Annotated in this window: 14 protein-coding genes; 7 read left to right on the forward strand and 7 right to left on the reverse strand. The window is 60.9% G+C overall.

Annotation, left to right across the window (positions count from 1 at the left end; translation table 11 throughout):
- The first annotated feature begins 88 nt into the window (after positions 1–88).
- Complete coding sequence (locus tag AC30D7_RS20175) at positions 89–1150, forward strand: AraC family transcriptional regulator (RefSeq protein ID WP_490135233.1); 1062 nt, start codon at positions 89–91, stop codon at positions 1148–1150.
- Here the strand turns inward: AC30D7_RS20175 and AC30D7_RS20180 are convergent.
- Positions 1107–2561 (reverse strand): TrkH family potassium uptake protein, encoded by a 1455-nt coding sequence (locus AC30D7_RS20180; protein WP_490135234.1) that lies wholly within the window; start codon positions 2559–2561, stop codon positions 1107–1109. The two genes, AC30D7_RS20175 and AC30D7_RS20180, sit on opposite strands and share 44 nt — an antisense overlap.
- A 122-nt stretch (positions 2562–2683) precedes the next feature.
- Between AC30D7_RS20180 and AC30D7_RS20185 the strand changes: the two genes are divergently transcribed.
- The gene (locus tag AC30D7_RS20185; protein ID WP_086946375.1) at positions 2684–3250 is read left to right on the forward strand and encodes an NAD(P)H nitroreductase; all 567 of its coding nucleotides are present in this window, start codon (positions 2684–2686) and stop codon (positions 3248–3250) included.
- 82 nt (positions 3251–3332) lie between these two features.
- On the opposite strand, the gene AC30D7_RS20190 is transcribed toward AC30D7_RS20185, so the two are convergent.
- The 6 genes from AC30D7_RS20190 to AC30D7_RS20215 all read right to left on the reverse strand — a co-directional run bounded on the left by AC30D7_RS20190 (position 3333) and on the right by AC30D7_RS20215 (position 7587).
- Positions 3333–4673 carry a sensor histidine kinase gene (locus AC30D7_RS20190; RefSeq protein ID WP_490135235.1) on the reverse strand — a complete coding sequence of 447 codons (1341 nt, stop codon included), beginning with the start codon at positions 4671–4673 and terminating at the stop codon, positions 3333–3335.
- 176 nt (positions 4674–4849) lie between these two features.
- On the reverse strand, positions 4850–5299 hold the full coding sequence (locus AC30D7_RS20195) for a Spy/CpxP family protein refolding chaperone (protein ID WP_490135236.1): 450 nt from the start codon (positions 5297–5299) through the stop codon (positions 4850–4852).
- A gap of 181 nt (positions 5300–5480) precedes the next feature.
- Complete coding sequence (locus tag AC30D7_RS20200; RefSeq protein ID WP_447788871.1) at positions 5481–6158, reverse strand: response regulator transcription factor; 678 nt, start codon at positions 6156–6158, stop codon at positions 5481–5483.
- A 7-nt stretch (positions 6159–6165) separates the two neighbouring features.
- Positions 6166–6579: a hypothetical protein gene (locus AC30D7_RS20205; RefSeq protein ID WP_019648069.1), complete on the reverse strand. Its 414-nt coding sequence runs from the start codon at positions 6577–6579 to the stop codon at positions 6166–6168.
- A gap of 110 nt (positions 6580–6689) precedes the next feature.
- Positions 6690–6989, reverse strand: coding sequence for a YciI family protein (locus AC30D7_RS20210; RefSeq protein WP_019579534.1), 300 nt, complete (start codon positions 6987–6989; stop codon positions 6690–6692).
- A gap of 1 nt (position 6990) precedes the next feature.
- Entirely contained in the window at positions 6991–7587 is a 597-nt protein-coding gene (locus AC30D7_RS20215; RefSeq protein ID WP_019648070.1) for a septation protein A, read from the reverse strand.
- 87 nt (positions 7588–7674) lie between these two features.
- Between AC30D7_RS20215 and AC30D7_RS20220 the strand changes: the two genes are divergently transcribed.
- From AC30D7_RS20220 to rluB, 5 genes are all read left to right on the forward strand, one after another.
- Complete coding sequence (locus AC30D7_RS20220) at positions 7675–8538, forward strand: PHP domain-containing protein (protein WP_018929935.1); 864 nt, start codon at positions 7675–7677, stop codon at positions 8536–8538.
- Between the two features lie 13 nt (positions 8539–8551).
- Positions 8552–9181, forward strand: coding sequence for an L-threonylcarbamoyladenylate synthase (locus tag AC30D7_RS20225; protein WP_032831044.1), 630 nt, complete (start codon positions 8552–8554; stop codon positions 9179–9181).
- Positions 9182–10006, forward strand: coding sequence for a segregation and condensation protein A (locus AC30D7_RS20230; RefSeq protein ID WP_007938531.1), 825 nt, complete (start codon positions 9182–9184; stop codon positions 10004–10006).
- 11 nt (positions 10007–10017) lie between these two features.
- On the forward strand, positions 10018–11007 hold the full coding sequence (gene scpB / locus AC30D7_RS20235; RefSeq protein WP_490135237.1) for an SMC-Scp complex subunit ScpB: 990 nt from the start codon (positions 10018–10020) through the stop codon (positions 11005–11007).
- Positions 11008–11308: 301 nt separating this feature from the next.
- Complete coding sequence (rluB, locus tag AC30D7_RS20240) at positions 11309–12574, forward strand: 23S rRNA pseudouridine(2605) synthase RluB (protein ID WP_018929938.1); 1266 nt, start codon at positions 11309–11311, stop codon at positions 12572–12574.
- Positions 12575–12663: the final 89 nt, after the last annotated feature.

The raw sequence follows: 12663 nt of genomic DNA on the forward strand, positions 1-12663 counted from the left end.
ATCATTGGCATCAGCCACTGACAATTGGCGCCACTTTAGTATCCTTCTGCATTAGGTCGTGGCATGCGGCCATCACGTAGTGAACGCCATGAGCGAACGAACGACTTCTGCAAGCTGGGCGATGGGGATTGTCAAAGCACTGGAAATGGACGGCCTGGATTGCCGGGTTTTGTTCAAGCAGCTAGGGCTCGACTATGCGGCACTGGATGATCCGGATGCGCGGTTCCCGCAAGATTCCATGACGCGGCTCTGGCAGCGCGCGGTCGAGCTGTCCGGTAACCCGGCGATTGGTCTGAACATGGGCAAGGTGGTGCGACCGGCGTCCCTGCACGTCGCCGGTTATGCCTTGATGTCCAGCCGGACCCTGGCCGAAGGCTTTCAGCGTCTGGTGCGTTATCAGCGAATCATTGCCGAAAGTGCCGACCTGAGTTTGCGAGTGCTGGATGAGGGGTATGCGCTGATTTTGACGGTGCATGGCGACCATCTGCCACCGACCCGACAAAGCGCCGAAGCATCGTTGGCCTGTGCCCTGGCGTTTTGCAGCTGGTTGACCGGGCATACGCTACATCCGCGCAAAGTGCTGTTGCAGGGCGATCAGCCCGTCGATCTCGAACCGTACAAGCAAGCCTTCCACGCGCCGATGATGTTCAATGCGCCCTATGACGCCTTGATCTTCGAACGCGCCGACCTGGAGGCGCCGTTGCCCACTGCCAACGAGGCCATGGCGCTGCTGCACGACCGCTTTGCCGGGGAATATCTGGCGCGGTTTTCCGAGAGCCGCGTGACCCACAATGCGCGGCAGGTGCTGTGTCGTTTGCTGCCTCAGGGCGAACCCAAGCGCGATGCGGTGGCGCAGGCGCTGCACCTGTCGCAACGCACCTTGCAGCGACGATTGCAGGAAGAGGGCACGAGTTTTCAGACGTTGCTGGATGACACGCGGCGTGAACTGGCCGAGCAATACCTGGCGCGACCGAGCATGACGCTGCTGGAAATTGCCTACCTGTTGGGGTTTGCCGATCCGAGCAACTTTTTCCGCGCCTTCCGACGCTGGTTCGACACCACCCCCGGCGAATACCGGGCGCGGCTGACGGAAGCGCTCACGCCGGTCAGTGACGCCAGAACGCAGGGATACACAGAACAAACACCGTAATGATCTCCAGCCGGCCCAGCAGCATGCCGAACGAGAGAATCCACTTCGCGGCATCCGGCAGGCTGGCGAAGTTACCCGCCGGGCCAATGGTTTCGCCCAACCCCGGGCCGACGCCGGATACTGTGCTGGCCGCGCCGGTCAGGGCGGTCATCCAGTCCACGCCGAGCAGCGACAACAGTAGCGCGATCACGCAAATGGTGATGGCGAAAAAGAACGAAAAGGTCAGGATCGAACGCACGATTTCTTCGTCGAGACGGTGGCCGTTGTACTTTTGCTTGATCACCGCGCGTGGGTGAATCAACTGGTTAAGGTTGGCCTTGAGCAGAATGTAGGCCACCTGGAAGCGGAAAATCTTGATCCCACCTGCAGTCGAGCCCGAGCAGCCGCCGACAAACCCCAGGTAGAAGAACAGCATCAGCGAGAAGTTGCCCCAGAGGCTGTAGTCCCCGAGTGCAAAACCTGTCGTCGTCACCACCGACGTGACGTTCAGCGCCACATGCCGCAACGCCTCCAGCCAATGCAGTTGAGTGGTCCACCAGTACCAGGTGCCGAGCACCAGCCAGGTCACCAGCAACATGCCGAGCAGCCCCTGAACCTGCTCATCCTTGATCAGTGCCCGCCGATTACCACGCAGCATCGCCACGTACAGGGTGAACGGCAGGGCGCCGAGAATCATGATGACGATCGCAACCCAATGCACCGCAGGCTCCGGCCACTTGGCCAGGGACTGGTCGGAGGTGGAAAAGCCGCCGGTGGAAATCGCCGACATCGCGTGGTTGATCGCATCGAACGGGCTCATCCCGGCCCACCAGAACGCCAGGCTGCCGAAAATGGTGATGCCGACGTAGGTCGCAACGATCAAGCGCGCCACCATGTGCGAACGGGGCATGACTTTTTCGGAACGGTCCGACGACTCGGTCTGAAACAGCCGCATGCCACCGATGCGCAGCAATGGCAGAATCGCTACCGCCATGCCGATAAAGCCGATCCCGCCGATCCAGTGCAGCAAGGAACGCCATATCAGAATGCCGGGGGACATGGTGTCCAGGCCCGTGAGTACCGTCGAGCCGGTGGCGGTGATGCCGGACATGCTTTCGAAGAATGAGTCGGTGTAGCTGATGTTCTGGGTCAGCAGGAACGGCAGGGCGGCGAAGATGCACACCACCAGCCAGCTACTGACGGTCAGCAGGTACATGTCTCGCGGGCGCAGATGGATGTGTTCGGGACGCCCTGGAATGACCAGGGCCAGGCCGGCGACAAAGGTAATCATGCTGGCCCAGAGGAATGACGGCAGGTCGCTGGTGCGCTCGAAGATCACCAGGGTAGCCATGGGCACGGCCATGGAAATGGCCAGCGTGATCAGGAAGATGCCGATGATGAAACCAATGATCCGTAAGGTCGGCAACGCCATGAAGTCCGCTCGGGCTGAAGTAGGGAAGGGCGCCATTCTACCTGCGGGGCAGGGCATGTAAACCGACAGCCCTGTGCCGGATACCGCTAGAATAGGCAGACATTTTTTTCAGGAGGTGGCCGATGCAGGCTCTCGACGCTTTGCTCAACCGTGTTTCCGTTCCACGACTGCTCGATCCGGCGCCCACTGCCGAGCAACGCGAAGTGCTGTTTGCCGCCGCGATGCGCGCGCCAGACCACGGCCATTTGCAGCCTTGGCGCTTCCTGACCGTCGAAGGCGCAGCGCGCGAGCAAATGGGCGAGTTGCTGGCTGAAGCGGCGAAGTTGCAAGACAGCGAGGTGTCGGAAGCGGCGCTGGACAAGGCCCGTAACGGCCCGTTGCGTGCACCGCTGGTGGTTGTGGTGATTGCGCGTTTGCAGGATCACGTCAAATACCCCAAGTCCGAACAATTGTTGGCGGCAGGCTGCGCGGCTCATGGGATTTTGCTGGCCGCTTACGCGCAAGGCATTGGCGCGGTGTGGCGCACCGGTGAGCTGGCCTATTCGCCCCATGTAGCCAAAGGGTTGGGTTTGGCCGAAGGAGAAGAGGTGATTGCGTTCCTTTATCTCGGTACGCCGCAGAAAGAACCGCGTGTGGCGGAGAAGGTTGATCTGGCCGAGTTTGTCAGCGCCTGGTCCGGTAAGGCCTGAAGATCAAAAGATCGCAGTCTCGTTGCACTTGTAGGAGCTGTCGAGTGAAACGAGGCTGCGATCTTTTTGCATCACCCCCGATTTACGGCTGCACCACCGCCCCCGGCACCAACGGCAATTCCAGACTGGCAATAAACCCGCCCCCAGGGTGATTGGCCAGCACCAGACTGCCGCCATGCCGCTCCGCTGCACGGCGTGCGATGGCCAGCCCCAAGCCATGCCCAGCCGTTGTCTGCCCCGGTGCCCGATAGAACGGTTCACCCAGCTGATTCAAATGTTCGGTCTCTACGCCAGGGCCATGATCGCGCACGCTGACTACAATCCTGTCGCCCTGACGCGACGCCTGCATTTCGATCGGTTGCCCGACCGGGTTAAAGCGTTGGGCATTGCGCAGCAGGTTGTCCACGGCCCGCTCGATCATGGTCGGCCAACCTCTGAGGTTCAGTTGCGGCTCGGCCTCAAGGCGCACGTTCTGCTCCGGCGAACTTAGCTGAGCATCCTTTTGCAGGGTATTGAGCAGTGCATTGAGATCCACTTCTTCGGCACTGGCGTTGTCGGCATCGACCCGCGCCAACACCAGGATTTCGCTGATCAGTGCTTCCAGTCGATCACATTCACGGGTCAGGCGCGGCCAGAGCTTTTCCCGCTCCTGGGGATTGGCCCGCTCGGCCAGTGCAAGCGCAATGCGCAGTCGGGCCAAGGGCGAACGCAACTCGTGGGACACATCACGCAGCAATTGCCGCTGACTGCCGATCAGGCTTTGCAGGCGCGCGCCCATGCGATTGAAGTCGTTGGCCAGCACACCGAATTCATCGCGGCGGTTAGCCAGTTGCGCCAGGCTGTTTTGCTGATACGTCGTCTGCCCCAACTCATGCACTGCGCCACGTAAACGGCTCAGCGGTCGGGTGATGGAGAAGGTCACCAGCAGGCTGAACAGGGTCAGTACCACCAGGGCGATACCCAGCGCGCTCAACGGCCAGAGCAGGCTTTCACGGTGCCAGGCGTCCAGTTCCGGGTGGGGAATGCGATAGATCAGCAGGTAGGTGTCGCCCGTCTTGGTGCTGGTGTATTCATCGGTCAGGCGTCGCCACGGCAGGCGCCGATCATCGTTTTGCTGCCGTGCTTCGAAGGCGGCTGCACGCCGAGGGAAGGTGCCGCGTACCACCGGGTCTCCTGCCTCGTTGAGCACCTGAACGTCGATGTGATATTGGCGCTTGCGCTGCTCCAGGATGTCCTGGGCGGCTTCTTCGCCCTGGCTTTCGTAAGTTTGCGTCCACTGTTCGGCCAGGGTATTGAGGCCCGGGTGGCGACTGAGAATCCACGCGTCCTGGTTGAGCATGTGTCCCAGCAAAATGGAAAGCCCTGCAACCAGAGCGATGGCCAGCCAGAAGCTGGCCAGGATACGCCAGAACAATGAGCGCACAGAAAATCCTCGAACAAGCCCAAATCCATGTGGGAGCGGGCTTGCTCGCGAAGAGGGTGTGTCAGGCGACATTAGTGCTGTCTGACACTCCGCTTTCGCGAGCAAGCCCGCTCCCACATTAAATTGAGTGGCATCAGACCCAACGGTGATTAGCCGTTGGGTCCAGGGTTAACGCATTATTGCGCTTTTTGCGCGTGCTGCGCTTTCCAGGCCTTGAACTCGGCCCATTCGGCGCGACGCTCAGCTTGTTTCTTCTGGATCTCGTCGAATTGCTTCTGTTGATCCGGTTTCAGCAGGGCGCGAACGTCGGCTTCGGCTTTCTTGTGCTTGGCCTCCATCTCGTCTTTCAGGGCTTTCTGGTCGGCTGGCGAAAGTTTTTCCAGGTACTTGTCGACCAGTTGCTGACGCTCGTGCATCTGCTCGCCCATGATTTTGCGGATCTGCTCGCGCTGTTCGCGGCTCAAGTCCAGTTGGCTGTAAGGGCCTTTACCGTGCATGCCGTGCATCTGACCGCCATAGCGTGAGCCGTCCATGTGATCACCCATCGGGCCTGGGCCTTCAGGCATGGCCATGGCAACGGTCGGCAGGGCGGCAGCAAACATCAGAGCGATAAGAGTCTTGCGCATGGTGTATCTCCTTGTCTCGTTCCCGGTACGTTCCGGATGTGTGCAGATTACGCAGATCAAGGTCAACGGCGGTCAGCGGAGCGTAAAGCTTGGGTAAAGACGGTTTTCTGCCTTCCTGACAATTTCGCGATGGGCCGCGGTCCCGCCACGTAGTAGGGATTACAGGGCACACGCAATGGGCTCAGAGGCTGTAGTAGTAACCGCGACTGCGCAGGGCCACGATGCGCGGGCGGCCGTCGGGGTGTGGGCCGATTTTCTTGCGCAGGTTGCTGACGTGCATGTCCAGGCTGCGGTCGTACAGGGTCAGTTTGCGACCGAGGGCGATTTGCGCCAGTTCCTGTTTATCCAGCGGTTCGCCGGGCTGCTTGAGCAGGGCTTCGAGCAGGCGGCTTTCGGAAACGGTGAGGGTGAATTCCTGTTCATCGATGCTGACCACACCACGTACCGGGCTGAAGCACAGGTCGCCCAGCTCGAGCTGGCTGGAGACCGCCGTCGGATGACTGCGGCGCAACACCGCGCGCAAGCGGGCGGTCAGTTCCCGTGGGTCGCACGGCTTGGCCAGGTAATCGTCGGCGCCCAGTTCCAGGCCGAGGATGCGGTCCAGCGGTTCGCCACGGGCCGACAGCATCAGCACCGGCAAATCCGGATGGTCGCTGCGCAGTTGCTTGAGCAGTTCCAGGCCGCTGCCGTCCGGCAGCATCACGTCCAGCACCACGGCCGCCGGAGACGTTTCGGTCAGCGCGCGACGGGCGCTCTGGCCATCGTGGCAGGCGCGAACCTGAAAGCCTTCCTGGCTCAGCCAACTGCTCAGGAGCTCACACAGCTCCTGGTCATCATCAATTAGTAACAGCTCGCTCATGACTCACTCAATTTAGCCATTGCCTACGTTTTCTGGTGGCACCACTGGCGAAGATACCGCAGAGCAGGGCCAATAGCGCTACTGCCGCCCCGATAACGAACCACTGCTGCTGATCGGTCAGCAGGCGTGGCAGCGGGCTGCTGGCCAGGGCTTCCTTGAGTTGCAGTTTCAGGCGCTGATTCTCCTGGCGCAACCGGCTTAGCTGGGCGCTTTCGCGTTCGCCATCGGTGGTTTGCAATTGTTTGCTCAGTGTTTCTCGTTGCTGCTCGCTTTCTTTCAAGCGCTGCTGCAACTCGGTGATCTGGCTGCCGGCGCTCAAGGACAGCGGCGTCGAATTACCGCCATTGGCGCTTTCTTCACCATGGGCGGGCGCCATGATCGACAACGTCACCAACATCAGACACAACGGACCTTTGCGCATCGCAACTCCTGATTCCAATACGAGTATTGGGCAGGTTGTCGGCCGGTAAACGAGAATAATGAGCGATTGAACGTGCGATGAATCGATGAGATTCACCGCACGCGAGAACTTTACGGCAGGACTTGCTTGAACGGCTTGACCAGAACGTTGGCGTAGACGCCTGCGGCAACGTACGGATCGGCATCGGCCCAGGCCTTGGCGGCGCTCAGGGACTCGAATTCGGCGACGATCAGGCTGCCGGTGAAACCGGCCGCGCCCGGATCATTGCTGTCGACCGCCGGGTGTGGACCGGCCAATACGATACGACCTTCGCCCTTGAGCACTTGCAGACGCTCAAGGTGCGCAGGCCGTGCGGCCAGTCGGGCTTCCAGGGAGTTGGCGACGTCTGTGGCAATGATTGCGTAAAGCATGTCAGTCCTCGGTTTTTGGCGTTGTGGTGTCGGCGTCGTGCAAGTGGCGGGACAAGTAGATGCCCTGGCCGACCAGGAACAGCAAAGTCATGCCCAGGCTGCCGAAGACCTTGAAGTCTACCCAGTAGCTCTGGAAGGTGAACGCGACGAACAGGTTGGCGGCACCGCAAAACAGGAAAAAAACGATCCAGGCGATGTTCAGGCGGGTCCAGACCGGCTCCGGCAGAGTCAGCGCGTGGCCCATGATGCGTTTGATCAGCAGTTGGTCACCGACGAAATGGCTGCCGATGAACGCGAGGGCGAACAGCCAGTTGACCACCGGGGCTTTCCATTTCAGGAAGGTCTCGCTGTGGAACGCCAAGGTCAGGCTGCCGAAGACCAGGCAGGCAATGAGGGTCAGCCACTGGCTCTTCTCCAGCTTGCGCTGCTTGATGTACAGCGTGCCGTAGACCACCAGGGAGCTGATGATCAGCATCGCCGTGGCGCTGTAAATACCACCGACAGACAGTTGGTGACCGCCAATATCGACGACCCGCGGGTCGATTTTGAAGACGATGAAAAACAGCAGAAGCGGGATGAAGTCGATGAATTGTTTCACAGTGGCAGCCAGAAGCAGGATGTGGCGGCATAATAACAAACATATTGACGCGCGATAGCGTCAGCTGATTTGAGGTTACATAGTCCTGTGAATGTTGATTTGCACTGCCATAGCACGGCCTCCGATGGCGCCCTGGCGCCTGCGGCACTGGTTGCGCGTGCGTTCGAGAAAGGCGTGCGAGTCCTGGCCTTGACTGATCACGACACCCTTGAAGGCCTCGACGAGGCCCGTAGCGCCGCGACGGCGCTGGGGATGCAACTGGTCAACGGCGTCGAATTGTCCTGCACCTGGGGCGGGGCGACCATTCATGTGCTGGGCTATGGTTTCGACGTCAATGCCGCGCCATTGGTCGAGGCCATCGCCAAATTGCACGATGGCCGCTGGCTACGGTCCGAAGAAATAAGCCGCAAGTTGGCGTTGAAAGGCATGCCGGGGGCGCTTGACGGCGCCCGCGCCATTCAGCAGGAACTGGGCGACAGCGGCAACGCGCCGGCCCGTCCGCACTTCGCCGACTGGATGGTGCGCGAAGGTTTCGTCAAGGATCGCGCCGAAGCGTTCCGCAAATGGCTGGGCGCCGGCAAGCTGGGAGACGTCAAGCTGCACTGGCCGACCCTCGAAGACACCGTCGAGACCCTGCGCGCCGCGGGTGCCTGGGTCAGCCTGGCGCACCCCTGGCACTACGATTTCACTCGTAGCAAGCGTCGCCGCCTGATTTCTGACTATATTCAAGCCGGGGGCCACGCGATTGAAGTGGTCAATGGCCATCAGCCCGCCGAGCAAGTGGGCAGCCTGGCGATTCTTGCCCGTGAGTTTGGTCTGCTGGTCAGCGCCGGCAGTGATTTTCATGGCCCTGGAGGCTGGTCCGAGATCGGTGAATACCGCCCGCTCCCGGAGGATCTGCCACCACTGTGGTGTCGATTCAAACATGACCCAATTATTGCCGCCGTCTGAACAGGTAGAAAATGTGAGTCAATTTTTCCAGATTCATCCGGAAAACCCGCAAGCGCGCCTGATCAAACAGGCTGTCGAGATCATCCGCAACGGCGGGGTGGTGATTTATCCCACAGACTCTTCCTACGCCATTGGTTGCCAGATCGGTGACAAGACCGCCGTGGAGCGTGTGCGTCGGTTGCGTCAGCTGGATGAGAAGCACAACTTCGCACTGATCTGCAGCGACCTGTCGCAGCTGGGGCTGTTCGCCAAGATCGACACCGGTACTTTCCGTCTGCTCAAGGCCCACTTGCCGGGGCCTTACACCTTCATCCTCAACGCCACCCGCGAAGTTCCGCGGCTGTTGCTGCACCCGAAAAAACGCACCATCGGCCTGCGCGTACCAAGCCACCCGATTGCGTTGGCGCTGCTGGAAGAGCTCGGCGAACCGCTGATGAGTGTGACCCTGATCATGCCCGGCGACACCGACCCGCTGACCGATCCCTACGAAATGCGCCAGTTGCTGGAGCATCAGGTGGACCTGATCATCGACGGCGGTTTCGGCGGAATCAAGGCGTCCACCGTGATCAGCCTCGCCGACGGCGAGCCGGAAGTCATCCGTGTCGGTTGCGGCGACCCTACGCCATTCATGGCCGAGGCGTAGATGTCTGCAGTAGAACCAGAACCCGTCGACAGCCAGGCCGGCGCCCAGCAAGAACTGCCTTTCGCCATGGTCTATGGCCAGGCGGTCATGGAAATGCCGCTGGACCTGTACATCCCGCCGGATGCGCTCGAGGTCTTCCTGGAAGCCTTCGAAGGCCCGCTCGACCTGCTCCTGTACCTGATCCGCAAACAGAACATCAACATCCTCGACATCCCGGTGGCGGAAATCACCCGCCAGTACATGGGCTATGTCGAGTTGATGCAGTCGGTGCGCCTGGAGCTGGCCGCCGAGTACTTGGTGATGGCCGCGATGCTCGCCGAGATCAAGTCGCGGATGTTGCTGCCGCGAGCCGAAACCATTGAAGACGAGGAAGACGACCCTCGCGCCGAACTGATCCGCCGCTTGCAGGAATACGAACGCTTCAAGGCCGCCGCCGAAGGCATCGATGGCCTGAGCCGCGTCGGCCGCGATGTCGTGGTGCCCAAGCTCGACGCGCCGGAAGCCCGGGCGCGCAAGCTGCTGCCGGATGTGAGTCTGGAAGAGTTGCTGATGTCCATGGCCGAGGTCTTGCGCCGGGGCGACATGTTCGAAAGCCACCAGGTCAGCCGCGAGGCACTGTCCACCCGCGAACGCATGAGCGATGTACTGGAGCGGCTCAAGGGTGGCGGTTTCGTGCCCTTTGTCGAGCTGTTCACCGCTGAAGAAGGACGTCTGGGGGTAGTGGTGACCTTTATGGCGATCCTCGAACTGGTCAAGGAATCCTTGGTCGAGCTGGTGCAGAATGAGCCGTTCGCGGCGATACATGTGCGAGCCCGAGCCGAATAACGAGTTGAATCATGAACCTGACTGAACCCCGCGAGCTGGCGCCACTGCTTGAAGCCTTTCTGTTGGCCTCGGGAAAACCGCAATCGCTTGAGCGCCTGTTCGAACTCTTCGAAGAAGGCGAGCGGCCTGAACCAGCGGTTTTCAAGAAAGCGCTGACGATTCTGGGCAAATCCTGCGATGGCCGAGCCTTCGAGTTGAAGGAAGTCGCCTCCGGGTATCGCCTGCAGATCCGCGAAAAGTTCGCGCCGTGGGTCGGGCGCCTGTGGGAAGAACGGCCACAGCGTTACTCGCGCGCCATGCTCGAAACCATGGCCCTGATTGCCTATCGCCAACCGATCACCCGGGGCGAGATCGAAGACGTGCGCGGCGTGGCAGTCAACAGCCACATCGTCAAAACCCTGCTGGAGCGTGAGTGGATTCGCATCGTCGGTTACCGCGACGTGCCCGGCAAACCGGCAATGTTCGCCACCACCAAGGCGTTTCTCGATCACTTCAACCTGAAGAACCTCGACGACCTGCCGCCGCTGGCGGAGCTGCGCGAGCTGGAGCCCGAACCGATGCTCGAGTTCGACGACGCACCGGTGCCGGCCGGGTTGCAAGAATTGGCGGATGCCAGCGCCGAGCCGGAAGAGCCCAAGGAAGAAACCAGCTTCCACACGCTGTTGCTGGAGCTGGACACCATGGAGGAGGGGCTCAAGACCGATTTCGACGATTTGTTGCGCGATGGCGAGTTGACCGAGACCGAAGAGGTTTTGGAGCAACCGCCGGAGCCGGAAATCGACGTTGAGCTTCAGGTTGAGCCCGATGCCACAGTCGAAGAAGAGCAGGAACAAGAGCAGGAAGATGATGTGCTTGGCGTCGCCGAAGCTCGCGAGAAACTGCTGGCTGCCGTCGCCGCTCTCGAACAGCCGAAACCTGAGCCCGAGATGAGCGACGAAGAAGCCGAAGCCCAAGCCCTGGCAGAAGCGATCGAGGCCGAACGCCGCCAGTTCGAAGACTGACAAAAAACCTGTGGGAGCGGGCTTGCTCGCGAAAGCGGTGTATCAGGCAGCAGTGATGTCGACTGACACTCCGCTTTCGCGAGCAAGCCCGCTCCACACATTGGTTCTGTATTGAATTCGAGCGCTTGGTGCCACCGGCCGGCGGAAAAGCAAATAACTGACTGTCAATCAGCTAGTCTCTGATGCGCGAACGTTCCCATGAGCGTATGATTCGCGACCCTTTGGCGATCCCTTCGTCAAACGACCAGATTTCACATCTTCAGGCCTAGGCCTGAACCTGATCACACCGGGAGGTGCCCAGATGAGTATCAACGACCAGAAAGACGACCAGGAAATCGGCCCAGCAGGCGAAAAACTGCAGAAAGTCCTCGCCCGTATCGGCGTCGGCTCGCGCCGTGACGTAGAAGCCTGGATCAGCCACGGCCGCATCAAGGTCAATGGCAAAGACGCCACCCTCGGCCTGCGCGTCGACCTGCATGACGCCATCACCATCGATGGCAAGGTGATCAAGCGCGAAGAAGCTGCCGAGTCGGTACGCCGCGTGATCATGTACAACAAACCCGACGGTGAAATCTGCACCCGTGACGACCCGGAAGGCCGTCCGACCGTGTTCGACAAGATGCCGCGCCCGAAAGAAGGTCGCTGGATCAACATCGGTCGCCTGGACATCAACACCACAGGTCTGCTGATGTTCACCACCGACGGTGAGCTGGCCAACCGCCTGATGCACCCGTCCTACGAAATGGACCGTGAATACGCCGTCCGTGTACGTGGTGAAGTCGACGACGAGATGATCGAGCGTCTGAAGGCAGGCGTGGTGCTCGAAGACGGCCCGGCCAAATTCACCGACATCAAGCAGGCACCAGGTGGCGAAGGTTTCAACCACTGGTACCACTGCGTGGTGATGGAAGGTCGTAACCGCGAAGTTCGTCGTCTGTGGGAATCCCAGGGCCTGGTGGTCAGCCGTCTGAAGCGCGTGCGTTTCGGTCCGGTGTTCCTCAACTCCGACCTGCCGATGGGTCGCTGGCGCGAAATGAGCCAGCAGGAAGTCGACATTCTGAGTGCTGAAGTCGGCCTGACGCCGGTGGCGATGCCGCAAATGAACGCCAAGAGCAAAGACAAGCTCGAGCGTATGCAGCGCAAATCGTCCCGCCCGGTGGGCAAGACCGAGCGCGTACGGACCTTGCGTCCAGCCGCTGGCGCTCCAGCTGCCGGCCCGCGTCCATCTCGCGAGCCGCAGATCGAAGGCGAGCGCCCGGCCCGCAAGCCAGCGCCGCGCCAGGACGGCGAGCGCGGTCCACGCACGCCACGTCCGGCCAACGGTCGTACTGAGCGCGGCGAAGGCCGTGGCGCTCCGTCCGGTGGTCGTAGCGATCGCGGTGCGCCTGCCGGCCGTGGTACGCCGGTGGCAGACCGCCCGGCCGACACCAAGCGCCCGGCCAAGCCGGCGCCGAAGAAACGCCCAGGCATCGTTCTGGTCGACAAGGACGCACCATCGGGCAAGCGCCGCGGCGCACCCGCCGGTTCGGGCCAGCGTCCGGGCTTCGGTCGTCGCAAGCCTGAGTAATCGGTAAGCGCTCCATGAAAAACGCCATCCCTCGGGATGGCGTTTTTTTTGTGTCTGGTTTTAGGGATATGGTGTTTACAGGTCAGTCA

Source organism: Pseudomonas sp. DF5, from assembly GCF_058148225.1.

Excerpts from the sequence above, each read along its gene's own strand:
- AC30D7_RS20210 (WP_019579534.1), bottom strand. The coding sequence starts at position 6,989 with ATGCTTTACGCAATCATTGCCACAGACGTCGCCAACTCCCTGGAAGCC.
- AC30D7_RS20200 (WP_447788871.1), bottom strand. The coding sequence starts at position 6,158 with ATGAGCGAGCTGTTACTAATTGATGATGACCAGGAGCTGTGTGAGCTC.
- AC30D7_RS20185 (WP_086946375.1), top strand. The coding sequence starts at position 2,684 with ATGCAGGCTCTCGACGCTTTGCTCAACCGTGTTTCCGTTCCACGACTG.
- AC30D7_RS20230 (WP_007938531.1), top strand. The coding sequence starts at position 9,182 with ATGTCTGCAGTAGAACCAGAACCCGTCGACAGCCAGGCCGGCGCCCAG.
- AC30D7_RS20195 (WP_490135236.1), bottom strand. The coding sequence starts at position 5,299 with ATGCGCAAGACTCTTATCGCTCTGATGTTTGCTGCCGCCCTGCCGACC.
- rluB (WP_018929938.1), top strand. The coding sequence starts at position 11,309 with ATGAGTATCAACGACCAGAAAGACGACCAGGAAATCGGCCCAGCAGGC.
- scpB (WP_490135237.1), top strand. The coding sequence starts at position 10,018 with ATGAACCTGACTGAACCCCGCGAGCTGGCGCCACTGCTTGAAGCCTTT.
- AC30D7_RS20205 (WP_019648069.1), bottom strand. The coding sequence starts at position 6,579 with ATGCGCAAAGGTCCGTTGTGTCTGATGTTGGTGACGTTGTCGATCATG.
- AC30D7_RS20180 (WP_490135234.1), bottom strand. The coding sequence starts at position 2,561 with ATGGCGTTGCCGACCTTACGGATCATTGGTTTCATCATCGGCATCTTC.
- AC30D7_RS20175 (WP_490135233.1), top strand. The coding sequence starts at position 89 with ATGAGCGAACGAACGACTTCTGCAAGCTGGGCGATGGGGATTGTCAAA.